Below are 25791 nucleotides of genomic sequence, written 5' to 3' on the forward strand. Positions count from 1 at the left end.
TCCGCGCCCTCGTCCGCCGGATCGTAGGGGGCTTCGCCGCGCGTCACGGGCAGGCTCTCATGTGACGGCCGCGCGCACGCGGAAAGCCGGATCGTCCCACAGTCGCTCGGACATGATGCGCTCCAGAATGGCGGCCGCTCCCCTCACCTCGTCGGCGCCGATATAAAGCGGAGCGATGCCGAAACGGATGGCGTCCGGCGCCCTGAAATCGCCGATCACGCCATGGGCGATCAGCGCCTGACAGATGGCGTAACCCTCCGGGTGGCGGAACGAGACTTGGCTGCCGCGCCGGGCGGGATCGCGCGGCGAGGCCAGGACGAGGTCCGGGCAGCGCGCCTCGACCTCGTCCACCAGGAGCGCCGTCAGCGCCATCGAGGCGGCGCGCACGTCGTCCATGGCGACACCGTCCCAGACGTCGAGCGCGGCATCGAGCGCAGCGAGGGCGAGAACGGGAGGCGTGCCGACGCGCATGCGGCCGGTGCCCGCGGCGGGGCGATAGTCGAGGTCGAAGGCGAAGGGGGCCGCGTGGCCGAGCCAGCCGGACAGCACCGGCCGCGCCCTGTCCGCCCAGCGCGGGGCGACGTAGATGAAGGCCGGCGCCCCGGGCCCGCCGTTCAGATATTTGTAGGTGCAGCCGGCGGCGAAGTCTGCCCCCGCCCCGGCGAGGTCCACCGGCAGAGCGCCCGCCGAGTGGGCGAGGTCCCACACCGTCAAGGCCCCCGCGTCATGGGCCTTGGCGGTGAGGCGCGCCATGTCGTGAAGGCGGCCGGTCCGGTAGTCCACCTCGGTCAGCATCAGGACCGCGACGGTCTCGTCGATCGCTCCTTCCACCTCCTCCGGCTCCACGACCTTCACGACGTGGCCCTGACCCATCGTTTCGACGAGGCCGGAGGCGACGTAGAGGTCGGTCGGAAAGTTGCCGCTGTCGGACAGAACGACCCGGCGGTCCGGCGCGGCGGAGCGGGCAAGGTCCAGCGCCGCCCCCAGCGCCTGATAGATCTTGATCGACAGGGTGTCGCCCATGGTGACGGTGCCGGGCGCGGCGCCGATCAGCCGGGCGATGCGGTTGCCGATGCGCTCGGGCGCGTCCATCCACCCCGCGTCGTTCCAGGCGCGGATGAGGCGCTCGCCCCACTCCTCGGTCATGGTGGCGGCGACGCGGGCGGCGGCGGCCTTGGGGAGCGGGCCGAGCGAGTTGCCGTCCAGATAGATGATGCCGGGCGGCAGGTGAAACAGCGCGCGGGTTGCGGCGAAGGGATCCGCGGCGGCCGCCGTGCCGGGCCGCATCGCCGTGGTGGCCGTGCCTGAATGATCGTTCACGCCCCTCACCCCCGCTCGCCGCCGGTGGGACGACTGAACAGCCGCAAGGGGCCCCAATGCAAGCTCAAAGGCTCGGCACCCGCACTGCGCCGTCCGGCGAACGGAAGGCCGACCTTTACCTTGATGCTGTGCACCGGCGACGAACGCGACGGGGGTGGGTGGGCGGCGGTCGGCGGCGCGTGGCCCGCGCGCACTTGACGGGCACGCCAGCCGCGCGGCCGCGCCGCGTCCGGCGCAGGTTTCGCACGTGACGGCTGAGCGCGTGACGGCTCAGCCGGCGCGGATCTGGCCCTCCAGCCCCACCACCTTGGCGAGTTGGCGCATGCGGCGCAGCGGCCTCTCCCCATCGAACGCGGCCATGTCGGCGGGCATGCGCAGGATGAGACTCCCCCCGTCCCGCTCCACCGCCAGCTTGGGGATTACCCCGGAAATCCCCGGCGCCAGCACGTAGGCGATGCGCAGGATCGCCGCCACCGCCTTCGCCCTCTCGCGCAGACGGTCACTGCACAGGGCCTCGGCACTGTTGTGCGCCACGGCAGGGTTTTCCGGCCCGCCATAGCGCTCGTTCAGCACCTGGGCGAGGAAGCCGCGCCCCGGATGATCGACGCCGTAAAGTGCCACGTTGGAGATCACCGCCAGCGCCTGATCGGCCCGGTAGTCCGGGTGCGAGCGCCACGAGATGTCGGACAGCAGGCACGCGGCGATGCGCAGGCGCTGATCCTCCTCGCTCTCCTCCAGCCCCATCGCGTCGATGCACATCTGCGAGAAATCGACCAGCTCGGCCGAATGGAGCGGCGAGCGGTTGCGCAGGATGGCGAGTTCCTCCGCCGCGACGATGAGCGGATCGCGCCCGCGCTCGTCCGCGGCCAGCGCCTCGTAGATCATCCCCTCGCGCACGCCGAGCGAGGAGGTGAGGATCGTCTTGGGCTGCCCGAGCGCGATGAGGGCGCGCATCACGACGGCGCCCCACGGCACCAGCGGTCGCCGCCCCTTGGAGACGACGTTGCCGGGATCCATCGTATCGAGCCCGTTCTTGATGAGCTCGTCGCAGAAGTCGGCCATCTCGTCCGCCGAGACGGCATATTGGTGCATGATGGGGATGGGGTAGCCCGTCACCGCCATGTGCAGCTTCACCAGCGAGCGCCAGGTCCCGCCCACCGCGTAGAAGGTGCGCCCTTTCAGGGCGAGCAGCGGCTCGGAACGGGCGAGGATGTCGCGGGCGATGGCGCCGCCCTTGGCAAGCTGGCCCTTGGCGTCGCCGCGCAAGCGCAGGGTGCCGAGGGGATGGCTCTCGCCCGGCCCGATGCCGTCCTTGGTGATGTCGATCAGCTCCAGCGAGCCGCCGCCGAGGTCGCCGACGACCCCGTCCGGCTGCCAAAAGCCGCACAGGACGCCCGCAGCGGCCATATGCGCCTCTTCCGCGCCTTCCAGAACGCGCACCTTCACGCCGGAGATCTGCTCGATATCGCGGATGAAGGCGGCGCCGTTGGAGGCGACGCGCGCGGCGGCGGTGGCGACGATGGTGACGTCCTCCACCTCCGCCGCCTTCACCATGGCGGCGAAGCGGCGGATCGCCATCAGCGCGCGGCCCATGGATTCGTCGGTCAGTCGGCCGTTGTCGACGAGGCCTTCGCCGAGGGCTGCGAGAACCTTCTCGTTGAACACCACCGTCGGCGCCCGCGATGCGCGCTCGTAGATGACGAGGCGCACCGAGTTCGAGCCGACGTCGATGACGGCGATGCCGTCACCCAGGCGACGCCCGCGAGCGAACTCGCGGGCCCGTGTCAGATCCACCACCCGGTCAGTCCATGAAAGGCGCGAACGCCTTGGGCTTCACGAGATCGCGGGCCTTGCCGCGGCCGGAGAGGGACGGGTTGGTCATGAAATATTTGTGCGCATTGACGCGCTCCTCGTCGTCGCCGGGCCGGACACGGGTGTGGCTGCCATCGGCCTCGATCGTCCAGCTCTGCTCGTTGTCCCGCAGCGAGGCAACCATGATCTGGTCCAGGATCTGCTGATGCACGGTGTCGTTGTCGATCGGTGCCAAAGTCTCAACGCGGCGGTCGAGGTTGCGGTTCATCATGTCCGCGGACCCGATGTAAACCACCGCATCACGCGACGGCAGAGGCGAGCCGTTGCCGAAGCAAAAGATGCGAGAGTGTTCGAGAAATCGACCCACGATCGATTTCACCCTCACATTCTCCGAGAGCCCCGGAACGCCCGGCCTGAGGCAGCAGATGCCGCGCACGACGAGGTCCACCTCTACGCCCGCCGCCGACGCCTCGTAGAGCTTGTCGATGGTGGCGGGGTCGACGAGGGAGTTCATCTTCATCCACACCGCGCCCGGACGGCCGGCCCGCGCATGGGCGATCTCGGCGTCGATGTGGTCGATGATGCGGCTTCTCAGCGTGATCGGCGAGACGGCGAGCCGGTTGAGCTCCGCCGGCTCGGCATAGCCGGTGATGAAGTTGAACACCCGCGCCGCGTCCTGGCCGATCTCCGGATCGGCGGTGAAGAAGGACAGGTCCGTGTAAATCTTCGCCGTGATCGGGTGATAGTTGCCGGTGCCGATGTGGGTGTAGGTGGCGAGTTTGCCGCCCTCGCGCCGCACCACCAGGGAGAGCTTGGCGTGGGTCTTAAGCTCCAGGAAGCCGAAGACCACCTGAACGCCGGCGCGCTCCATGTCCTTCGCCCAGCGGATGTTCGCCTCTTCGTCGAAGCGAGCCTTGATCTCCACCAGCGCGGTGACGGATTTGCCCGCCTCCGCCGCCTCAATCAGCGCCGCCACGATCGGCGAGTTGGAGGAGGTGCGGTAGAAGGTCTGCTTGATCGCCACCACGTCAGGGTCACGGGCGGCCTGGCGAACGAACTGCACCACCACGTCGAACGATTCGTAAGGGTGGTGGATGACCATGTCCTTGGTGCGGATGGCCGCGAAGACGTCGCCGCCCGCGTCGCGCACCCGCTCGGGAAAGCGCGGCGTATAGGGCTGGAATTTGAGGTCCGGCCGGTCGAGGCCGACGAGCTGGCCGAGGTCCTTCATGGCCAGCATGCCGTCCACCACCATCTGCGCGCTCTCGCTGACGCCGAGGCGCTCGCACACGAAGGCGCGCAGGTCCTCGGGCATCGCGCTTTCGATCTGCACGCGGATCGCGTCGCCGCGGCGGCGGCGCTTCAGCGCGCTTTCGAAGGTGCGCACCAGGTCTTCCGCCTCTTCCTCGATCTCGAGGTCGGAGTCGCGCACGACGCGGAAGACGCCGGTTTCCAGGATCTCGTGGCCGGGGAACAGGCGGTGAAGGTGCAGGCGGATGACGTTCGCCATCAAGATGAAGCGTTCCGGCTCACCGTCCGCGCCGGACGAGACGCGAACGAAGCGCTCGATCTGCGCCGGGATGCGCACGATGGCGACCCGCGCATCCCCCTCAGGCGGCTTCAATGACAGCGCCAGGGAGAGGTTGAGGTTGGGGATGAAGGGGAACGGGTGCGCCGGGTCGATGGCGAGCGGCGTCAGCACCGGGAAGATGTGGGTGAGGAAGGTGCGCTCGAGGGTCTCCTCCTCGCGTTCGGTGAGGTCGCCGGGGCCGACGATCTCGATGCCTTCCTTCGCCAACTCCCCGCGCAGCTCGGCGAACTGGCGCTGCTGCTCGGCCTGGAGTTTGGCGACCGCCTCGTTGATCTTGGCGAGCTGACCGGCGGGGGTGAGGCCGTCGGCGCTGATGGCGTCCACCCCGGCGCGCTGCTGGCCGAGGAGACCTGCGACGCGCACCATCAGGAACTCGTCGAGATTGTTGTCGGAGATCGACAGGAAGCGGAGCCGCTCCAGCAGCGGATGACTGCTGTTCGCCGCCTCTTCCAGCACGCGCGCATTGAAGCCGAGCCAGGAGAGTTCGCGGTTATAGAAGCGGTCGGGGCTGTCCTTCAGCGCCGGATCAAGGTCATGGGTGTGCGGGGGATGGGGCTTGGTGAGCGCGGTGTCGACAGAACCCGTGTCCGCCGTCGCCGCGGAGGAGGACGCCATGGGCGCCTCCTCAGTGTCAGAGATCGCCATGTTCGTCCTCGCCGTTTGGCCTGGTCTTGCCGTAGGGCTGGCAGTTGGATCGGCCTATGGCACAATGTCGCTGAGGTTTGAACCGCCTGTCTTCAATATTCGGGCGGCGAGCGGGCGGGTGGGTCCGCGCTGCTCGGCGAGACCGGCGCGGTCGATCTCCTCGACCATCTGCACCACCGCATGAAGGGTCCGCTCCACCCGCGCGAGGAGAAAGCTCACCACCTGCGGATCGGCCGGAAGCTGGCGGGCCAGAAAGGCCTCGATGAGGACGCCGCGCAGCATCGCATCGTCCGGGGCGTGGAGCGGCGTTTCGGGCGTCGCGTTGAGGCGGGAGGCGAGGTCCGGAAGGCGCACGCGGGCGCGGCTGCGGGCGGTGAGGAGCAATGTGGTGCCCGCCGCGCGCACGGCGTTGATGAGGTGGAAGAGGGCGCGCTCGTCGGCGGCGTCCGCGTCGTCCACCACGACGGGGCCGGTTGCGAGCGCCAGCACCTCGTCGGCCGAGAGCGTGGCACCGGCGCGCAAGGTCGCCCCCGCATGCTCGGCGAAGACGCGCGCCAGGTGGGATTTGCCCGTCCCCTCCCCGCCGCGGACCATGGCGACGGGGAACGACCAGCGCGGCCACTCGTCGAGTAGCGCATAGGCGTCCCGGTTGGAGGCGGAGACGATGGTGCCGGGCACGCCGTCCGTCGCAAGGTCAAGGGCAAGCTGCATCGTCACAACTCCGTTTCACGGGTCCCCGGCGGCCGGCAGGTTCGCGTCGGAGCCCGGCGGCCGGGCCGCTCGGCACCCGGTCCTCCTCGCGGCCGGCCGGTTCGCCCCCGGACCAAAGGCCGGGACGGCGGCACCGGCGCGACCCTACCCGCATCGCGCCGCGTGTGATGGAGCTTGGAATCGCGGCACCCGCTTTCAACATGCTGTGGCCGATTGCCTGTTGACAAGTCGGCCGCGCGGCGCCGTGGGGGCAGCAAAGCCGCTTCGCTCTTCCCCTTTCGCGCGAACCGTGGCAGGTCGCACAACATCAATTCGGAAGGCAGAGATGGAAGACCCCCGCGCACGCTACGCCGCCGCCGGCGTGAACGTCGAGGCCGGCGACACATTGGTGGATCGCATCAAGCCCGCCGCCAAGTCCACGGCGCGGCCGGGCTCCAACCCGTCGCTCGGCGGCTTCGCGGGGCTGTTCGACCTCGGCGAGGCGGGCCATGCGGGCTCGCTCCTCGTCGCCTCGACCGACGGTGTCGGCACCAAACTGCGCCTCGCGGTGGAGACGGGTCTGCACAAGGGCGTCGGCATCGACCTCGTGGCCATGTGCGTCAACGACGTTCTGGCCCAGGGCGCCGAGCCGTTGATGTTCCTCGACTATTACGCTACCGGCAAGCTCGAGGTGGAAGCCGCGGCGGAAATCGTCGAGGGCATCGCCGAAGGGTGCCGCCAAGCCGGCTGCGCCCTCGTCGGCGGCGAGACGGCCGAAATGCCCGGCCATTACGCGCCCGGAGACTACGACCTCGCAGGCTTCGTCGTCGGCGCGGTGAAGCGCGAGCGCGTGCTGCCGGCGGGTGTCGCGGCGGGGGACGTCCTCATCGGCCTCGCCTCCTCCGGCGCCCACTCCAACGGCTATTCCTTGATCCGCCGCATCGCCACCGAGCGGGCGTGGAACCTCGCCGCGATGTTCGGCGACGTGACCCTGGCTGAAGCGCTGATGGCGCCGACGCGCATCTACGTGAAGCCGGTGCTGGCGGCGGCGGCGGCGCATCCCGTCCACGGCATCGCCCACATCACCGGCGGCGGGCTGACCGGCAACGTGCCGCGCATGCTGCCGGAGACGCTGACGGCGAAGATCGACCGCGCCGCCCTCCCCGCCTCGCCGCTGATGGATTTCCTCGCCGCCGAGGGCAAGATGAGCCCGGCCGAGATGGAAGCCACCTTCAACTGCGGCACCGGCCTCGTCATGGCCGTGGCGGCTGAGGCGGCGGACGCCGTCATCGCGGACCTGACCGCGGCGGGCGAGACGGCGGTGGCGATCGGCCACGTCGCGGCGCGCGAAGGCGACGAGGCCCAATGCCTGATTTCGTGAGGGACGCGGACGGGCGCGTTCCCGTCGCCGTCTTCCTGTCCGGCCGCGGCAGCAATTTCCTGGCGCTGGCCGAGGCCGCCAAGGCGCCGGATTTTCCGGCCAAGATCGTCCTCGCCCTCTCCAACAAGGCGGACGCGAAGGGGCTGGAATCGGCCCGCGCGATGGGGATCCCCACCGTCGCCATCGCCCATCGCGGCTTCGCCAGCCGGGACGATTTCGACGCCGCGATCGAGGCGGAGGTGATGCGCGCGGGGGCGCAATTCATCTGCCTCGCCGGGTTCATGCGGATCCTCGGCGCGCCCTTCGTCGGCCGCTGGGAAGGGCGGATGATGAACGTCCACCCGTCGCTTCTGCCGCTCTATCGCGGCCTCGAGACCCACGCCCGCGCGCTGGCCGACGGCGCGACCGAGCATGGCTGCACCGTCCACCTCGTCACGCCCGAGCTCGACGACGGGCCGATCCTCGCCCAGGCCCGCGTGCCCGTGCTGCCGGACGATACGCCGGACAGCCTCGCCGCGCGGGTCTTGGTGGAGGAGCATAGGATTTACCCGGCGGCGCTGGCGGATTACCTGAAGGCCTGAGCCGCGCCGCCGCCGTTCGATGCCGACCAGGGAGTCCCCCGTGACCGCCACCCCGAGCAGCGCCACCCCAAACAGCCTCACGGCCGCCATCCGCGAGGTCGACGTGCGCCACCACGTCCACCCCTTCTCGGACATGGCGGCGCTGAACCGGGCGGGATCGCGCGTCGTCACCGGGGCGTCCGGCGTTCGGCTGACGGACAGCGAGGGGGCCGAGGTCATCGACGGCATGTCGGGCCTGTGGAACGTCGCCGTCGGCTACGGCCGGCGCGAGATTGCCGACGCGGTGGCCGAGACGCTGGCGACGCTGAGCTACACCAACACCTTCTTCCAGAGCACCCATCCCGCCGCCGCCCGGTTCGCCGAGGCGATCGCGGCGCTTCTGCCGGACAGCATCAACCGCGTCTTCTTCACCTCGTCCGGCTCGGAGGCGAACGACACCGCCTTCCGCGCCGCGCGCACCTATTGGGACCTGAAGGGCCGGCCCGCCAAGAAGCGATTCATCTCCCGGCGCAACGGCTATCACGGCTCCACCGTGCTGGGGGCGAGCCTCGGCGGTATGGCGCCGATGCACGCCCAGTCCGGCCTTCCCATCGAGGGGATCAGCCACATCGACCAGCCCTACTGGTTCGGCGAAGGGCGGCTCCTCGGCATGACGGCGGACGAATACGGCCTCTTCGCCGCCGACCGCCTCGCCGCCGAGATCGACCGGTTGGGGGCGGACACCGTCGCCGCCTTCATCGGCGAGCCGGTGCAGGGCGCGGGCGGCGTCATCATCCCGCCCGCCACCTACTGGCCGCGCATCGCCGAGATCTGCGCCGAGCGGGACGTGCTCCTCATCGCCGACGAGGTGATCTGCGGCTTCGGGCGCACCGGGTCGCAGTGGGGGTTCCAGACCTTCGGCTTCACGCCGGACATCGTGACGATGGCGAAGGCGATGACCTCCGGCTACATCCCCTGCGGCGGCGTCGCCTTCTGCGACGAGGTGGCGGACACGCTGGCGAACGGCGGCGAATTCTTCCACGGCTTCACCGCGTCAGGACATCCCGCGGCCTCGGCGGCGGGCCTTGCGAACCTTGCCATCATGGCGCGCGAGAAGCTGGTGGAGCGGGTCGCGGACGACATCGGCCCCCATCTTCAGGCCGCCTGGTCCACCCTCACCGACCATCCGCTGGTCGGCGAAACGCGCATGGTCGGCCTCATCGGCGCGCTGGAGATCGTCGCGGACGAGGCCACGCTGGAGCGCTTCCCGGCCGAAGTGAACGCGGGCACCCTCTGCCGCGATCTGGCGGTGAAGAACGGCCTCATCATGCGCGCTGTGGGCGATACGATGGTCATCGCCCCGCCTTTCGTCCTCTCCCATGCCGACGCGGACCTCCTGGTCGCCCGCGCCCGCACCACCTTGGACGATTGCCAGGCGGCGCTGCGCCACGCTTGATCCGGGGCGGCGCATCGGAAACAGTGGCCCGGAGGGGCCGCTGGCATAGCGATTGCTGCGCGGCGCGGACAAAACCGGAAGGCCCGCACCGGGGCCAGCGATGGAGCACGCGATGAAGTCTTGGATCCATGCGGGACTGGGCTTGGCGCTACTGGCCACCCCCGCGAGCGCGGACGGCGTCGTCAACGTCTACAACTGGTCGGACTATATCGACGAGGAGATCCTCACCGACTTCACCGCCGAAACCGGCATCGAGGTGCGTTACGACGTCTTCGATTCCAACGAGATGGTGGAGGCCAAGCTCCTCGCAGGCTCCACCGGCTACGACATCGTCGTGCCGACCGCCTACTTCCTGTCGCGCCAGATCCGCGCCGGCGTGTTCGCCGAGCTCGACAAGTCGAAGCTGACCAACTGGGACAACCTCTGGGACAAGATCCTGGAGCGCACCGAGATCTACGACCCCGGCGCCAAACATGCGATCACCTACATGTGGGGCACCACCGGCATCGGCTACGTGGAAGAAAAGATTTTGGAGCGCATGCCCGACGCGCCGGTCGGAAGCTGGGACATGATCTTCGACCCTGAAGTGGTGTCCAAATTCCAGGACTGCGGCATCCACCTTCTCGACGCGCCCAGCGACATGCTGCCGATCGCCATGAACTATCTGGGCCTCGACCCGGACTCCAAGGATCCCGACGACATCAAGAAGGGCGCGGACCTTCTGATGACGATCCGCCCCTACATCCAGAAGTTCCACTCGTCCGAGTACATCAACGGCCTCGCCAACGGCGACATCTGCCTGGCGGTCGGCTGGTCGGGCGACGTTCTGCAGGCCCGCGACCGCGCCGCGGAGGCCGACAACGGCGTGACCGTCGTCTATTCGATCCCCGAAGAGGGAACGATGATGTGGTTCGACATGATGGCGATACCCGCCGACGCGCCGAACAAGGACAACGCGCTCACCTTCATGAACTACATCATGCGGCCCGAGGTCATCGCCAAGGCGACGAACTATGTCGCCTACGCCAACGGCAACAAGGCCTCGCAGGAGTTCGTGGACGAGGAGGTGCTGAGCGATCCGGCGGTCTACCCGCCCGAGGCGGTGGTGGAGAAGCTCTTCACCACGACCGAGCTTCCGCCCCGCGTGCAGCGCACCGCAACGCGCGAGTGGACGCGCGTGAAGACCGGCTCCTGACCGGCCGGACATCCACATGACCGACACCACGCCGGCGGCGGCCACCGTCCCCGCCGCTCCTGCCGAGGTCCGCCAGCGCCCCGGCGCCGCGCGGCCCGCGTTCGCCCCCTGGGACGACCCGGCGGCCGTGCCGCTGATCTCCTACCGGGGGGTCAGCAAGCATTATGAGGACGTGGTGGCGGTCGACAAATTGTCGCTCACCATCTACCCGCGCGAGTTCTTCGCCCTGCTCGGCCCGTCCGGCTGCGGCAAGACCACGTTGATGCGCCTCCTCGCCGGGTTCGAGACGCCGACTGAGGGCGAGATCTTTCTCAACGGCGAGAACCTGGCCGGCGTGCCGCCCCACAAGCGGCCGGTCAACATGATGTTCCAGTCCTACGCGCTGTTCCCGCATCTGTCCGTGCGGGACAACATCGCCTTCGGCCTCCGGCGCGACGGTCTGCCGGGGCGCGAGGTAAAGACGCGGGTGGACGAGATGCTGGAGCTCGTCCAGCTCACCGCCCAGGCGAAGCGCAAGCCGCATCAGCTCTCCGGCGGCCAGCGCCAGCGCGTCGCGCTCGCCCGCTCGCTCGCCAAGAAGCCGCGCGTCCTCTTGCTGGACGAGCCGCTCGGCGCGCTCGACAAGCGGCTGAGGGGCGAGACGCAGTTTCAGCTCGTCAACCTGCAATATTCGCTCGGCATCACCTTCCTCGTCGTCACCCACGACCAGGACGAGGCGTTCGCGCTCGCCGACCGCATCGCCATCATGCGCGACGGGGCGATCGAGCAGGTGGCCCCTCCCGCCCAGCTCTACGAGAACCCCGCATCCCGCTACGTGGCCGACTTCGTGGGCGACGTGAACCTGTTCGACGGCACCGTGAAGGAAGCGGGCGCGACGGCGGTCATCGCCGGGCCTGCGGGCCTCGCCTTCGCCGCCCCCGGCTCAGGTGCGGCGCCGGGCACCGCGGGCTGCATCGCCGTGCGGCCGGAGAAGATGCTGATGCACGCCCCCTCCGCCGCACCCGCAGACACCGTGAACCGCCTGGAAGGTACTGTGGAGGACATCGCCTATGGCGGCGACTACACGCTCTACCGGGTGAAGACGGCGGCCGGCATCGTCGAGGCGAGCCTCTTCAACCACCGCCGCACCACCGAGGCCGCCTTCACCTGGGACGACCCCGTGGTCCTCACCTTCGACGTCGCCGACGCGGTGTTCCTCGACCGTTGAGCCGCCCGGTTTGTTGCGGCGTTCCGCAACCGACAGGCGCCCCCGCAACCGCATGTTGACGCTGTGGCGGGCCTTTGCCAACGTCGCATCAGGCAGGCCGGACAAACCGGCCGCTCCATAAAAGGTTGAGGAAACACCTGATGTTCGTGACACGCACGCTGGCCGCATGCGGCCTCGCCGCGCTGGTCGCCGGGGCCGCCGTCCCCGCCCAGGCGCAGGACACCATCTACGTCCCGATGATCTCGAAGGGCTTCCAGCACCAGTTCTGGCAGGCCGTGAAGGCGGGTGCCGACCAGGCGGCCGAGGAACTGGGCGTCGAAGTCACCTTCGAGGGGCCCGACAACGAAGGCCAGGTCGACCGGCAGATCGACATGCTGGCCGCCGCCCTCGCCAAGAACCCCAAGGCGGTGGGTTTCGCCGCGCTGGACAGCCAGGCGGCCATCCCGCTGCTGCGCCAGGCGAACGACAAGGGCATCCCCATCATCGCCTTCGACAGCGGTGTCGACAGTGACATCCCGGTGTCGACCGCGGCGACCGACAACATCGCCGCCGCCGCGCTCGCCGCCGACAAGATGGCCGAGCTGATCGGCGGGTCCGGCCAGGTCGCCGTCGTGGCGCACGATCAGACGAGCCGCACCGGCATCGACCGGGTGGACGGTTTCGTGAACCAGATGAAGGAGGCCCACCCGGACATCGAGGTGGTGACCGTCCAATATGGCGGCGGCGACCAGCTCGAATCGACCGAGCTGACCAAGGCCATCCTCGCCGGCAACCCGGACCTCAAAGGTATCTTCGGCGCCAACGAGGGCTCGGCCATCGGCGTCCTCAACGGCGTGACCGAGATGGGCCGCGACGAGGTGGTGGTGATCGGCTACGATTCCGGCACGCAGCAGAAAGAGGCGGTGCGCAGCGGCAAGATGGCCGGGGCGATCACCCAGAACCCCGTCGGCATCGGCTACGAGACGGTGAAGGCCGCCGTCGCCGCGTCGAAGGGCGAAAGCGTCCCCTCGTCGATCGACACCGGCTTCTACTGGTACGATTCCAGCAACATCGACGACCCGAAGATCGCCGCCGTCCTCTACGACTGAGCGGCCACCGACCCCCGATGACCGGCGCGTCCGCCGCGCCGGTCATGACGAGATCGCCGGCGCATCCCGCGCCGGCGCGTGACTCGATGGCCCGCGCCCCGCGCAGGGCCATGACCTGACGGCCGGCGCTTGCCTGTACCGGTCCAAGAGCAACGAGGACGTTTCATGGACCTTCAACTGGCCGGCAAAGTCGTCGTGGTGACCGGCGGCGGCTCGGGCATCGGCGCCGCCATCACCGCCACGCTGGCCGAAGAGAAGGCGGTCCCCGTCGTCCTGTCGCGCCGTCTGCCCGAACCCTCCTTCTGGGAGGCGGTGACGGTGAAGGCGCCGAACGCCCACGCCATCGCGCTGGAATTGTCGGACGATACCGCGTGCGGCGCGGCCGTGGCCGAGATCGCCGGGCGCTTCGGCCGGGTGGACGGTCTCGTCAACAACGCGGGCGCCAACGATTCGGTGGGGCTGGACGCGGGACCCGCCGCCTTCCGCGCCTCGCTGGAGAGGAACCTCATCCACTACTACACCCTCGCCCACCTCCTCGTGCCTTACTTGCGCGAAACGAAGGGGGCGATCGTCAACATCTCGTCCAAGACGGCGGTGACGGGACAGGGCGGCACCTCCGCCTACACCGCAGCCAAGGGCGCCCAGCTCTCCCTCACGCGCGAGTGGGCGGCGGACCTCGCCAAGGACGGCATCCGCGTCAACGCCGTCATCCCCGCCGAGGCGATGACACCGCTTTATGCCCGCTGGCTGGAGACGTTCGACGATCCCGCCGCCCGCCGGGCCGAGATCGAGAGGCGCATTCCCCTCGGTCAGCGGATGACCGAGCCGGAGGAGCTCGCCGCCGCCGTCGCCTTCGCCCTGTCGCCGCGCTCTGCGCACACGACGGGGCAGTGGCTCTTCGTCGACGGCGGCTACACCCACCTCGACCGCGCGCTGACCTGAGACGGGCCCGCCGACCTGAACGGGGCGCCAACCTGCGAGGGGCCGCCTGTCAGACGATGGCGAAATCCGCAGCGGTGAGGTCCGTCGCGGCAAAGCCCTCGAACCTTGCGAGGACGTCGCCGTCACCATCGCGCACCGTATCGCCGGAGAAGGTCAGCTCGCTGAGCCTGATGCCGCGGCTGAGGCCGATCAGATCGGTCCCCTGCTCGAAGTCCATGATGCGGCTCGCCCCGTTGCCGGTCGTCACAACGAAAATGTCGGCCCCTGCGCCGCCGGTCACCGTGTCGACACCCAGACCGCCGTGGAGCACATCGTCGCCGTCGCCGCCGAACAGGACGTCACGGTTGGTGCCGCCGAACAGGCTGTCGTCGCCGGCGCCGCCATAAAGGCTGTCGTTGCGGCTGTAGCCGTTGAGAACATCGTCGCCGGACCCGCCCATGAGCTTGTTGCTATAGAGCCCGCCGTTCAGGGTGTCGTTGCCGTCCTGGCCGCCGAGCGTGCCCCACCAGCTCACGCTCAACTCGTCGTCACCGTCGCCGCCCGCCACCCTGGACCGGCCGATGTCCGCCCAGATGCGCTCGTTCCCCGCCCCGCCGCGCACGATATTGTTGCCTTGGCCGGCGTCGATGAGGTCGTCCCCGTCGCCGCCGAACAGCGTGTCCGAACCGCCCCAACTGTCGATGGTATCGTCGCCCGCCCCGCCATAGCCGATGGAGACGTCGACGATCTTGTCGTTCCCGTCGCCGCCGTCAGCGAAGTAGCCGGGCCGCGAGATCTTGTCGTCGCCGCCATAGCCGTAGACGGTATTTTGGCCGGTGGTGCCGTAGAGCCGGTCATTCTCGTCGGAACCATAGAGCGTATCGTCACCGCCGAGGCCTTCGAGGCGCCCGCCCTCGGGCCGCGCGGTCAAGACATCGTCGCCGTCGGTGCCGATGATGATTCTCGGTAAAGTCATAAAATCTCGGTCTCCCTGAACCTCGGCACACAATCGTAGCATGTAATCAAGGTCAAGCGGGCGGCCCGAGGCGGCGGGTGCCCGACCGAACCGGCTTATCGTCGCGCCTGTGATCGCCAAAGATCGTCGCATTGACCGGGGGGGCGTTCAGGGTTCATTAGCCTTGATCCTTTTCGTGAGCCTTTGAATGCGCCTGACCCGCACCTTCCTGCCCGTCCTCAAAGAGACCCCGAAAGAGGCGGAGATCGTCTCGCACCGGCTGATGCTGCGAGCCGGCATGATCCGCCAGCAGTCGGCGGGCATCTATTCGTGGCTGCCGGCCGGGATGCGGGTGCTGGAAAACGTCGCCAACATCGTGCGCGAGGAGCAGAACCGGGCGGGCGCGCAGGAAATCCTGATGCCGACGATCCAGTCGGCCGACCTGTGGCGCGAGTCCGGCCGTTACGACGCCTATGGCGCGGAGATGCTGCGCATCACCGACCGGCACGAGCGCGAGATGCTGTACGGCCCCACGAACGAGGAGATGGTCACCGACATCTTCCGCGCTCACGTGCGGTCCTACAAGGCGATGCCGATGAACCTCTACCACATCCAGTGGAAGTTCCGGGACGAGGTTCGGCCCCGCTTCGGCGTCATGCGCGGGCGCGAATTCTTGATGAAGGACGCCTATTCCTTCGACATCGACCAGGCGTCGGCGGAGCGGGCCTATCACCGCATGTTCGCGTCCTACCTCAGGATTTTCCGCCGCATGGGGCTGACCGCGATCCCGATGCGTGCCGACACCGGCCCCATCGGCGGCAACCTTTCCCACGAGTTCATCATCCTCGCCTCCACCGGCGAATCTGCGGTGTTCTGCCACAAGGACCTGCTCGATAAGCCCATTCCGGCCGAGGACACCGACTTCATGGGCGACCTGAAGCCGATCGTCGACGACTGGACGAGCCTCTACGCCGCCACCGACGAGATGCACGACGCCGACGAGTTCGCCGCCATCCCCGAGGACAAGCGGGTCGAAGCGCGCGGTATCGAGATCGGCCACATCTTCTATTTCGGCACCAAATATTCCGCGCCGATGGGCGCCACCGTCGCCGGGCCGGACGGGCAGGAGGTGCCGGTTCACATGGGCTCCTACGGCGTCGGCGTGTCGCGTCTTGTGGGCGCGATCATCGAGGCGAGCCACGACGATGACGGCATCATCTGGCCCGAAAGCGTCGCGCCCTGGCAGGTGGGCATCGTCCACATGCGGCCGGGCGACGCCGCTTGCGATGCCGTGGTGGACCGCCTCGAACGCACGCTCGAAGGCGCAGGCCGCACCGTCCTCGTCGACGATACGGACCGCCGTCCGGGTGAAAAGTTCGCCGCCATGGACCTCATCGGCCTCCCCTGGCAGCTCATCGTCGGCCCGCGCGGCGTGGCGAACGGCGAGGTGGAGCTGAAGGACCGCGCCACCGGCGAGCGCGTCACCTGCTCCGAGGCCGAGGCGCTCGGCCGCCTCGGGACGCAGGGTGCCGCCGCGTGACCCCCTTCGGCGCGCTCGAATGGTCCATCGCCCGGCGTTATCTGCGCGCCCGGCGGCGCGAGCGCGCCATCTCGGTGGTCTCCTCGCTGTCGATCACAGGCATCGTCCTGGGGGTCGCCGCCCTCATCATCGTCATGAGTGTGATGAACGGCTTCCGCACCGAGCTCTTCAGCCGCATCCTCGGCATTTCCGGCCACGTCGTCGTGCAATCCACCGACGGCATGCCGGGCTATGACGGCCTCGCCGACGCCTTCGAGGAGATCGCCGGCGTGCAGCGCGCCGTGCCCTACGTGCTCGGCCAGGCCTATGCGACCGGCAATGGCGGCGCGTCCGGCATCCTCCTGCGCGGCGTGTCCAAGCACAATATGGAGCGTACGCCCCTCCTCGATCAGCACCTTATTGCCGGTTCGCTGGACGAGTTCGGCGAGGGGCGCGGCATGGTCATCGGCGCCGGCCTCGCCCGCACGCTGGGCGTGGCGCTCGGCGACCGCGTCCAGGTGATGACCGAGGACGGCCCCGTCACCCCCTTCGGCCAGACGCCGCAGATCGACGCCTTCCCCGTCATCGCCATTTTCGACGTCGGCATGAGCCAGGTGGACGGCACAATCGCCTATCTGCCGCTCGCCGACGCGCAGCTCTTCCTCAACATGGAAGACGCGATCACCGGGATCGAGATCTTCGCCGACTCGCCGGACGACATGGAGGGGCTGAAGGCCGAGATCGCCCAGGCGTCCGACCGCCCGCTTTATATGTCCGACTGGCGGCAGAACAACCGGGCCTATTATTCCGCGCTGACGGTGGAGCGGAACGTGATGTTCATCATCCTGACGCTGATCGTCCTCGTCGCCTCCATGAACGTCATTTCCTCCATGACGATGCTGGTGAACGAGAAGACTCCGGATATCGCCATCTTGCGCACCATAGGCGCAACGCGCGGCACGATCCTGCGCATCTTCCTGATGGTCGGCCTCACCATCGGCGTCGGCGGCACGCTGATCGGCCTCGCGCTCGGCACCCTCATCGCCGTCAACATCGACGGGATCCGCCAGGGCATCACTGCGCTCTTCAACATCGAGCTGTTCCCGCCGGAACTTTACTACCTGACGCAGATCCCGTCCGACATCTCCTCGACCCAGACCGCGATGGTCGTCGTCATCTCGCTGGTCCTGGCGCTGGTCGCGACCATTCCGCCCGCGTGGAAGGCCGCCGCGACCGATCCCGTCGAAGCTCTGAAGGCCGAATAATGGCGCCTCCTCTCGTTCTGTCCGGCATCGTGCGGACCTTTTCCGACGGGTCGGACGAGGTCCGCGTCCTCACCGGCGCCGACTTCACGCTGAACACCGGCGAGCTCGTGGCGCTGGCGGCTCCGTCCGGCTCCGGCAAGTCCACATTGCTGCAGATCGCCGGGCTTCTGGAGCGCGCGACCTCCGGCACCGTCACCATCGACGGCGTCGAGGCGAGCAGCCTTTCCGACAAGGATCGCACCGCCATCCGGCGCGACAAGGTGGGCTTCATCTACCAGTTCCACCACCTCCTCGGCGATTTCACCGCGCGCGAGAACGTGGCGCTGCCGCAGCGTCTCGCGGGTCTCGCGCCCAAGGCCGCGCTGGAGCGGGCGGACGACCTCCTCGCCCGCCTCGGCCTCGCCGACCGCCGCACCCACCGGCCGGGCCAGCTCTCCGGCGGCGAACGCCAGCGTGTCGCCATCGCGCGCGCCGTTGCCAACCATCCGAAGCTGATCCTGGCCGACGAGCCGACCGGCAATCTCGACCAGGCGACCGCCGAAACCGTGCGCGACGCCTTCCTGTCCCTCAGCCGCGACACCGGCCTTTCGGCGCTCGTCGCGACCCACAATCCCACCCTGGCGTCACAGCTCGACCGCACAGTGACTCTGAAGGAAGGGAAAATCGCACCGCTCGAATTGACATTATCGGGCGAATAAGTTTCTCCCGAATCAGGCTTGCCGTTCTCGGAACATTCTGCCACCTTGGCGACAGAACAAAACGAGGTCAGTCATGCAGCGTCTCCTTCTCGATTGTGGTGCTTTCGTCTCCTGTTCCGCCTTCGTCGTCGCCGTCTATCTGTGGATCGACGGGATGCATGTCCCCCTCGTGTAGGCGCCTCCCCACCTTCACCGCTACAAAGGGATCTGGTTTGACGGGAGGCGTGCCATGTTCATTCACTTGCGGGTCCATTCGGCCTACTCGCTCCTGGAAGGCGCCCTCCACCTCAAGAAGATCGTCGGTCTCGCCAAGGCCGACAATCAGCCCGCGGTCGCCGTCAGCGACACCGCCAACCTCTTCGGCGCGCTGGAATTTTCCGAAAAGGCCTATGGCGACGGCGTCCAGCCCATCATCGCCTGCACGGTGCCGATCCGCCTGCCCGAACGCATCCAGGGCGGCAAGAAGATCGCCCCCGTCACCCGCCTGCCGCTGATCGCCACCGGCGAGGACGGCTTTTCCAATCTGCAGCGCCTCGTCTCCCACGCCTACCTGACGTCGGACGGCGACACCGTCGCCTTGACCGCCGAGGAACTAAAACCCTTTTCGGGCGGCATCATCGCCCTCTCCGGCTGGACCGACGGCCCAATCGGCAGGTCCGTGGACCTCGGCGACACCGACGGCGCGACGACGATGTTCCAGTCTCTTCGCGACACGTTCGGCGACCGTTTCTATTGCGAGGTCCAGCGGCACGGAACATCTGCGGACAATACGTTCGAGGCCTTCGCCGTCGACCTCGCGTACACCACCGGTGTGCCGCTTGTTGCCACCAACGAGGTCTATTTCGCCACCCGCGACGACTACGAGGCGCACGACGCGCTGATCGCCATCGCCGAAGGCCGCCGCCTCGGCGACGACGACCGCCGCCGCCTCACGCCCGAGCATTATTTCAAGACACAGGGCGAAATGCAGGCCCTTTTCGAGGACCTGCCCGAGGCAATCTCGTCCACCGTCGAGATCGCCATGCGCTGCCATTTCCGCGTGAAGAAGCGGGACCCGGTGCTGCCGCGCTTCATCGCCACCGAGCGCCGCGTCATGGGCCTGCCCGCCGTCGAACAGACCGACGAGGAGGCGCTCGCCGAGGAGGCCGAACGCCTCGCGACGATGTCGCGCGAGGGCCTCGCCCGCCGCTTCGCCACCCGCGGCATGGCCCCCGGCGTCGAGCTCGAGGTCTACGAAAAGCGCCTCGAGCACGAGCTTTCCATCATCAACGGGATGAAGTTTCCCGGCTACTTCCTCATCGTCGCCGACTTCATCCAGTGGGCGAAGAAGAACGATATCGCCGTCGGTCCCGGCCGCGGTTCGGGCGCCGGCTCCCTCGTCGCCTACGCCCTCACCATCACCGACCTCGACCCGCTGCGCTTCGACCTCCTGTTCGAGCGCTTCCTGAACCCCGAACGCGTGTCGATGCCGGACTTCGACGTCGACTTCTGCCAGGAGCAGCGCGACCGCGTGATCCGCTACGTGCAGGAGCGTTACGGCGCCGACCGCGTGGCGCAGATCATCACCTTCGGAACGCTGCAGGCCCGCGCCGTGGTGCGCGACGTAGGCCGCGTGCTCGACATGCCCTACGGCAAGGTCGACCAGCTCGCGAAGATGGTGCCGTCCAACCCCGCCAACCCCATCACCTTGAAGGAGGCGCTGGAGCAGGAGGCCAAGCTCCAGGAGGCCAAACGTAACGACGGCGAAATCGACCGGCTGCTGGGCATCGGGATGAAGCTGGAAGGCCTCTACCGCCACGCCTCGACCCACGCCGCCGGCATCGTCATTGGCAACAAGCCGCTGGACGAGATCGTGCCGCTCTACCGCGACCCACGGTCCGACCTGCCGGTCACCCAGTACAACATGAAGTGGGTGGAATCGGCCTCGCTGGTGAAGTTCGACTTCCTCGGCCTGAAGACGCTCACCACCATCGAGCGCGCCATCGCCCTCATCCCCGACCCGATCGACCTCGACACCCTGCCGCTCGACGATCCAGCCGCCTACGAACTCCTCGCCCGCGGCGAGACCGCCGGCGTTTTCCAGCTCGAAAGTCAGGGAATGCGCAAGGCGCTGGTCGGCATGAAGCCCGACCGGTTCGAGGACATCATCGCCATCGTGGCGCTCTACCGTCCTGGGCCGATGGACAACATCCCGTCCTATAACCGGCGCAAACAGGGGCTCGAGGAGCCGGATTATCTCCACCCCAAGCTGGAGCCGATCCTCAAAGAGACCTACGGCATCATCATCTACCAGGAACAGGTGATGCAGATCGCGCAGGTCCTGTCCGGCTACTCGCTCGGCGAGGCGGACCTGTTGCGCCGCGCCATGGGCAAGAAGATCGCCGCCGAAATGGCCGTGCAGCGCGACCGCTTCGTCGACGGTGCGGTGAAGGACGGAACGCGCGCCGCCGACGCCAACCGCATCTTCGACCTCGTCGCCAAGTTCGCCAACTACGGCTTCAACAAGTCGCACGCCGCCGCCTACGCCCTCGTCGCCTACCACACCGCCTATCTGAAGGCGCACTATCCGGCCGAATTCCTCGCCGCCTCGATGACCCTCGACATGGGCAACACCGACAAGCTCGCCGACTTCCGCGGCGAAGCCCAGCGCATGGGCATCAAGGTGCTGCCGCCCGACATCGCCAAATCCGGCGCCGAATTCTCGGTGCAGGATGGCAACATCGTCTACGGCCTCGCCGCGGTGAAGGGCGTCGGCCGCCCGCTCGTCCAGCACATCGAGGAAACGCGCGCGGCAAAGCCCTACAAGGACCTCTCCGACTTCGCGAACCGGCTCGACCCCAAGGCCGCTCCCCGCCGCTCGCTGGACGCCCTCGTCGCCGCCGGCACGTTCGATGCCTGGGTGCCCGACCGCGGCAGCCTCTCGGCAGGGCTGGAACAGGTGCTGGGCGTTGCCAACCGCGTCGCGTCCGGTGCGGCGATGGGTCAGAACGACTTCTTCGGCGCCGCCGCAGCGGCCGACATCCGCCTGCCCACCGGCGCCGTCTGGACCCCGCAAGAGCGGCTGAAGCGCGAGCTCGACGCCATCGGCTTCTACCTCTCCGCCCATCCGCTCGACGACTATCGCGAGGCGCTTCAGGCCGCCGGCATCCCCACCTGGCGCGAATTTCCTGACGCACTGCGGCGCGGCGAGGGGGCAAAGCTCGCCGGCGTCGTCGTCGCCAAGCAGGAGCGGCGCACCAAGAGCGGCAACAAGATGGGCATCATCACCCTCTCCGATCCCTCCGGCCAGTACGAAGCCATCTGTTTTTCGGACACGCTGGAGGCCTGCAGAGACAAGCTGGAAACCGGCGCCTGCGTTCTCCTCTCGGTTTCGGGCCGCGAGGAGGAGGAAGGCGTCTCGGTGCGCATCGGCCACGTCGAGCCGCTCGAAAAGCTCGCCGCCAAGCAGTCGAGCAGCCTCACCGTCTTCCTCGACCGGCCGGACGTCATCGGCTCCATCGAGAGGCTGATCGGCAACCAGGGCACATGTTCGGTCAAGCTCGTCGCGCTGACCCATGGAGGCCGGCGGGAGGTGGAAATGGCGCTTCGCGAGCCGCGTTCCGTTTCGCGGTCCGTCGCCAACGCCATCAAGTCGATCCCCGGCGTCGTGGAGGTGGCCTATGCCTGACCCGGTCGCGTTCGCTGCCGTACAACCTTCAGACGTGCATCACTGTGATGCAGATGCGGTCATAGGACAGCTAACAAAATTGCCGATAATGTGCGACATTGAAACGTGCGCCAGCACGCACCTCGTCGCCCTTCGGTCGCGCACGCTGGACCGCCTCCCCCCTTCGAAGGTCACGCATGGCAAAGTTTTTCATTGATCGGCCCGTCTTCGCCTGGGTGATCTCCATCATCATCATGGGGATCGGCGTCCTGGCGATCATGACGCTACCGGTCGCCCAATACCCACAGATCGCCCCGCCTTCGGTGACGATCAACGCCACCTATCCCGGCGCGTCGGCCGAAACCGTGGCGAACACCGTCACCCAGGTCATCGAACAGCAGATGACCGGGCTCGACGGGCTGCGCTACTTCTCCTCCAACTCCTCGGCCAACGGGCGCGCGGAGATCGAGTTGACGTTCGCCACGGGAACCGACGCGGACATCGCCCAGGTGCAGGTGCAGAACCGGCTCAGCCAGGCGACACCGCTGCTGCCCGAACCGGTTCAGCGCCAGGGCATCACCGTGCGAAAGTCGTCCGCCGGCTTCCTCATGGTCATCGCGCTGATCTCCGAGGACGGCTCGCTCGATCAGGTGGACCTGTCGGATTATCTCGTCTCCAACATCGTCGACGAGATGAGCCGTATCGAGGGCGTCGGCCAGGTCCAGGTGTTCGGCGCGCAATATGCCATGCGCATCTGGCTGGACCCCTCCAAGCTCGCCGCCTACGAGCTGTCTCCGGAAGCCGTGGTCGCCGCCGTTTCGGCGGAAAATGCCCAGATCTCGGCGGGCGAATTCGGCAGTCTTCCCGCCGTCAGCGGACAGCAGCTCAACGCCACCATTACCGCGCAATCGCTGCTGCAGACCCCCCAGGACTTCGAGCAGATCGTCGTGCGGGCCGAGACCGACGGCGGCCTCGTCCTTCTGAAGGATGTCGCGCGGGTGGAGATCGGCGCGGAATCCTACCAGACGATCGCCCGCTATAATCGCCAGCCCGCATCCGGAATGGCGATCCAGCTCGCCACCGGCGCGAACGCGCTCGACACCGCCACCGCCGTGCGCGAGCGGATCGAAGAGTTCGCCCAGTTCTTCCCTGAAGGGGTGACCTACGTCATCCCCTACGACACCACCCCGTTCGTGACGATCTCCATCGAGTCGGTGGTGCACACGCTGTTCGAGGCCATCGTCCTCGTCTTCTTCGTGATGCTGTTGTTCCTGCAGAACCTTCGCGCGACGCTGATCCCGACGCTGGCGGTTCCGGTGGTTCTCCTCGGCACATTCGGCGTGCTCGCCGCCGCGGGCTTCTCCATCAATACCTTGACGATGCTGGCCATGGTGCTCGCCATCGGCCTTCTCGTGGACGATGCGATCGTCGTCGTGGAGAACGTCGAGCGCATCATGGAGGAAGAGGGCCTTTCCCCGCGCGAGGCGACGCGCAAATCCATGGGCCAGATCACCGGCGCACTCATCGGCATCGCCATGGTGCTGTCCGCCGTGTTCGTGCCGATGGCCTTCTTCGGCGGCTCGACCGGGGTGATCTACAAGCAGTTCGCCATCACCATCGTATCGGCCATGGGGCTCTCGGTGATCGTCGCGCTGACGCTGACGCCCGCCTTGTGCGCGCAGTTCTTGAAGGCGCCTAAGCATCACGGCGCGCCGAAGAGGGGCCCGTTCGGCTGGTTCAATCGCGGCTTCGGGGCAACGCAGAACGGCTACTCCCGCCTCGTCGGCGCGACCGCGAAACGGCCGCTGCGCATGGGCGTCATCTACCTCGCCCTCGCCGGGGGCATGGTCTACCTCTTCATCAACACCCCGACCGGCTTCCTTCCGGAAGAGGACCAGGGGATCATGTTCACCCTCGTCCAGGCGCCGACCGGCGCGACGGCCGGGCGCACCCTGCAGACGATGGAGACGATCGAAGACTTCTACCTCGAGTCTGAGACCGACAACGTCGGATCGGTCTTCACCGTGGTCGGGTTCTCGTTCGGCGGCAGCGGCCAGAACATGGGCATCGGCTTCGTGCGGCTGAAGGATTGGGACGAGCGCACCGAGCCGCAGCAGGCGGTGGGGGCACTCGCCGGCCGCGCCTTCGGCGCCTTCAGCCAGATTCAGGACGCGATGGTCTTTCCGGTCGTCCCGCCCGCGGTGATCGAACTCGGCAACGTGTCCGGTTTCGACTTCTACCTCCAGGCGCGCGCCGGACAGACGCACGATCAGTTGCTTGCGGCCCGCAACCAGCTTCTCGGCGCCATGGGCGCGTCGCCGCTGATCGCCAATGCGAGGCCCAACGGCCTGCAGGACGCCGCCCAGTTCAACCTCGATATCGACTGGAGGGCGGCCGGTGCAATGGGCGTGTCCGCCGCGGATGTCGGCGACCTCTTGCAGATCGCATGGGCCGGCTCGTACGTGAACGACTTCCTGAACCAAGGCCGCGTCAAGCGTGTCTATGTTCAGGGCGAGCCGGCTGCGCGCTCATCGCCGGAGGACCTGAAGCTGTGGCGCGTGTCGAATAATGAGGGGGGGCTGGTGCCTTTCTCCAATTTCGCGACCGCCCACTGGCGTTACGGCCCTCAAGGACTCTATCGCTACAATGCCGTCCCGGCGATGCAGATCCAGGGATCACCGGCGCCGGGTGTGACCACCGGTGAGGCGATCGCCGAGATCGAGCGTCTGGCCGCCGACCTCCCCGGCTTCCAGATCGCCTGGACGGGCCTTTCGCTCGAAGAGCTCGAGTCCGGCTCGCAAGCGCCGCTCCTTTATGCCCTGTCCTTGGCGGCGGTGTTCCTGTCGCTGGCTGCGCTTTATGAAAGCTGGAACATTCCGTTCGCGGTGATGCTGGCGATGCCGATCGGCGTCCTCGGCGCGCTCGTCGGCGCGTGGCTCGGTTCGTTCGACAACGGCGTCTTCTTCCAGGTCGGCCTTCTCACCGTCATCGGACTGACAGGCAAGAACGCGATCCTCATCGTCGAGTTCGCGCGAGAACGGCTCGAAGGAGGCGAGGACGTGGTGACGGCCGCGCGCGAGGCCGCACGCCAGCGCTTCCGGCCGATCATCATGACGTCGATGGCGTTCTCGCTCGGCGTGCTGCCTCTTGTGTTGTCCACCGGGGCGGGCTCTGCCGGGCGCAACGCCATCGGGTCCGGCGTCCTCGGCGGCACGCTGTCGGCGACCGTTCTCGGCGTGATCTTCGTGCCGATCTTCTTCGTCGCCGTAACGCGCCTGGTCCAGTCGCTCAGCTTCGGCCGGAAGAAGAAGGCCGACAGCGCAACGGCCGCAGCCCCCGCTGAATAAGGCGCCCACTCGGCGGGCTTCCGCTCGGCCCGGATGGGCGGGCTTCGGCTCGGCCTCCGCCTCCGCCCTCGACGACGGCCCGCTCAACCGAGCGGGCCGTTTTCGTTCCGGCCCCCATACCGGATGTGCGCGGCATTCGCGCCGACGGTTCCTCCGCAAACGTTCACGGTCCAGGGCAGTCCCCCACCCTGCAGCAGCATGCCGCGTTCGGCAGGATGCAGCATCTGGCAAAATGCGGCGCCCGGCGGGATGCGTCAGACCGTTTTCGTTACGGCGCATCGCTCATCTGGGGGATCTGGCAGGCTTGATCAGCGGTTTCGATCACCGCCCTTCCCAAACCTGCATCATCCAGTCTCGTCCATAGCTCACTAGAGCACTTCGCGCTCAATCCGGGTCATACCCGGCGGCTCTGAAATAGGCGCGGGCCTCGTCGGGGGTGACGAGGTGGAGGACGTCGCCGACGCGATCCCGAAGGGCGGTGACAGTTCGCTCAGC

Annotated in this window: 17 protein-coding genes and 1 pseudogene; 12 read left to right on the forward strand and 6 right to left on the reverse strand. The window is 67.9% G+C overall.

Features of this window, described 5'->3' with window-relative positions:
* Nucleotides 1-57: 57 nt before the first annotated feature.
* The 4 genes from kynU to BIX52_RS22920 all read right to left on the reverse strand — a co-directional run bounded on the left by kynU (nucleotide 58) and on the right by BIX52_RS22920 (nucleotide 6079).
* Nucleotides 58-1287: a kynureninase gene (gene kynU / locus BIX52_RS14750; protein ID WP_075221836.1), complete on the reverse strand. Its 1230-nt coding sequence runs from the start codon at nucleotides 1285-1287 to the stop codon at nucleotides 58-60.
* A 303-nt stretch (nucleotides 1288-1590) separates the two neighbouring features.
* A complete protein-coding gene (locus BIX52_RS14755) occupies nucleotides 1591-3117 on the reverse strand; it encodes a Ppx/GppA family phosphatase (protein WP_083660281.1) in 1527 nt (508 codons plus the stop codon).
* A 4-nt stretch (nucleotides 3118-3121) separates the two neighbouring features.
* Complete coding sequence (locus BIX52_RS14760) at nucleotides 3122-5368, reverse strand: RNA degradosome polyphosphate kinase (protein WP_425426687.1); 2247 nt, start codon at nucleotides 5366-5368, stop codon at nucleotides 3122-3124.
* 54 nt (nucleotides 5369-5422) lie between these two features.
* Complete coding sequence (locus tag BIX52_RS22920) at nucleotides 5423-6079, reverse strand: HdaA/DnaA family protein (protein ID WP_075221837.1); 657 nt, start codon at nucleotides 6077-6079, stop codon at nucleotides 5423-5425.
* A gap of 325 nt (nucleotides 6080-6404) precedes the next feature.
* Here BIX52_RS22920 and purM point away from each other — a divergent pair, with 325 nt between their 5' ends.
* The 7 genes from purM (at nucleotide 6405) to BIX52_RS14800 (ending at nucleotide 13887) form a co-directional block, all read left to right on the forward strand.
* Nucleotides 6405-7439 carry a phosphoribosylformylglycinamidine cyclo-ligase gene (gene purM / locus BIX52_RS14770; protein ID WP_075221838.1) on the forward strand — a complete coding sequence of 345 codons (1035 nt, stop codon included), beginning with the start codon at nucleotides 6405-6407 and terminating at the stop codon, nucleotides 7437-7439.
* Nucleotides 7424-8020 (forward strand): phosphoribosylglycinamide formyltransferase, encoded by a 597-nt coding sequence (purN, locus tag BIX52_RS14775; protein WP_075221839.1) that lies wholly within the window; start codon nucleotides 7424-7426, stop codon nucleotides 8018-8020. The genes purM and purN overlap by 16 nt, the downstream gene beginning before the upstream one ends.
* A gap of 40 nt (nucleotides 8021-8060) precedes the next feature.
* Nucleotides 8061-9455, forward strand: coding sequence for an aminotransferase (locus BIX52_RS14780; protein ID WP_245803205.1), 1395 nt, complete (start codon nucleotides 8061-8063; stop codon nucleotides 9453-9455).
* A gap of 112 nt (nucleotides 9456-9567) precedes the next feature.
* Nucleotides 9568-10650: a polyamine ABC transporter substrate-binding protein gene (locus BIX52_RS14785; RefSeq protein ID WP_075221885.1), complete on the forward strand. Its 1083-nt coding sequence runs from the start codon at nucleotides 9568-9570 to the stop codon at nucleotides 10648-10650.
* A 16-nt stretch (nucleotides 10651-10666) separates the two neighbouring features.
* The gene (locus BIX52_RS14790) at nucleotides 10667-11857 is read left to right on the forward strand and encodes an ABC transporter ATP-binding protein (protein ID WP_083660286.1); all 1191 of its coding nucleotides are present in this window, start codon (nucleotides 10667-10669) and stop codon (nucleotides 11855-11857) included.
* Nucleotides 11858-11997: 140 nt separating this feature from the next.
* Complete coding sequence (locus BIX52_RS14795) at nucleotides 11998-12945, forward strand: ABC transporter substrate-binding protein (RefSeq protein WP_075221841.1); 948 nt, start codon at nucleotides 11998-12000, stop codon at nucleotides 12943-12945.
* Nucleotides 12946-13110: 165 nt separating this feature from the next.
* Nucleotides 13111-13887: an L-fucose dehydrogenase gene (locus BIX52_RS14800; RefSeq protein WP_075221842.1), complete on the forward strand. Its 777-nt coding sequence runs from the start codon at nucleotides 13111-13113 to the stop codon at nucleotides 13885-13887.
* Between the two features lie 49 nt (nucleotides 13888-13936).
* Here BIX52_RS14800 and BIX52_RS14805 read toward each other — a convergent pair whose 3' ends face one another.
* Entirely contained in the window at nucleotides 13937-14842 is a 906-nt protein-coding gene (locus BIX52_RS14805) for a calcium-binding protein (RefSeq protein WP_075221843.1), read from the reverse strand.
* Between the two features lie 187 nt (nucleotides 14843-15029).
* On the opposite strand from BIX52_RS14805, the gene proS reads away from it, so the two are divergent.
* From proS to BIX52_RS14830, 5 genes are all read left to right on the forward strand, one after another.
* Nucleotides 15030-16361: a proline--tRNA ligase gene (proS, locus tag BIX52_RS14810; RefSeq protein WP_075221844.1), complete on the forward strand. Its 1332-nt coding sequence runs from the start codon at nucleotides 15030-15032 to the stop codon at nucleotides 16359-16361.
* The gene (locus BIX52_RS14815; protein WP_075221845.1) at nucleotides 16358-17605 is read left to right on the forward strand and encodes a lipoprotein-releasing ABC transporter permease subunit; all 1248 of its coding nucleotides are present in this window, start codon (nucleotides 16358-16360) and stop codon (nucleotides 17603-17605) included. The genes proS and BIX52_RS14815 overlap by 4 nt, the downstream gene beginning before the upstream one ends.
* Nucleotides 17605-18303, forward strand: coding sequence for an ABC transporter ATP-binding protein (locus BIX52_RS14820; RefSeq protein WP_075221846.1), 699 nt, complete (start codon nucleotides 17605-17607; stop codon nucleotides 18301-18303). The genes BIX52_RS14815 and BIX52_RS14820 overlap by 1 nt, the downstream gene beginning before the upstream one ends.
* A gap of 229 nt (nucleotides 18304-18532) precedes the next feature.
* Nucleotides 18533-21970, forward strand: coding sequence for a DNA polymerase III subunit alpha (gene dnaE / locus BIX52_RS14825; protein ID WP_075221847.1), 3438 nt, complete (start codon nucleotides 18533-18535; stop codon nucleotides 21968-21970).
* 176 nt (nucleotides 21971-22146) lie between these two features.
* Complete coding sequence (locus tag BIX52_RS14830) at nucleotides 22147-25296, forward strand: efflux RND transporter permease subunit (RefSeq protein ID WP_075221848.1); 3150 nt, start codon at nucleotides 22147-22149, stop codon at nucleotides 25294-25296.
* A gap of 384 nt (nucleotides 25297-25680) precedes the next feature.
* On the opposite strand, the pseudogene BIX52_RS24080 reads toward BIX52_RS14830, so the two are convergent.
* Nucleotides 25681-25791, reverse strand: a pseudogene (locus BIX52_RS24080) (IS630 family transposase); the annotation flags it as partial.

This window comes from Acuticoccus yangtzensis (assembly GCF_001927245.1).
GTDB classification, from domain to species: Bacteria; Pseudomonadota; Alphaproteobacteria; order Rhizobiales; family Amorphaceae; genus Acuticoccus; species Acuticoccus yangtzensis.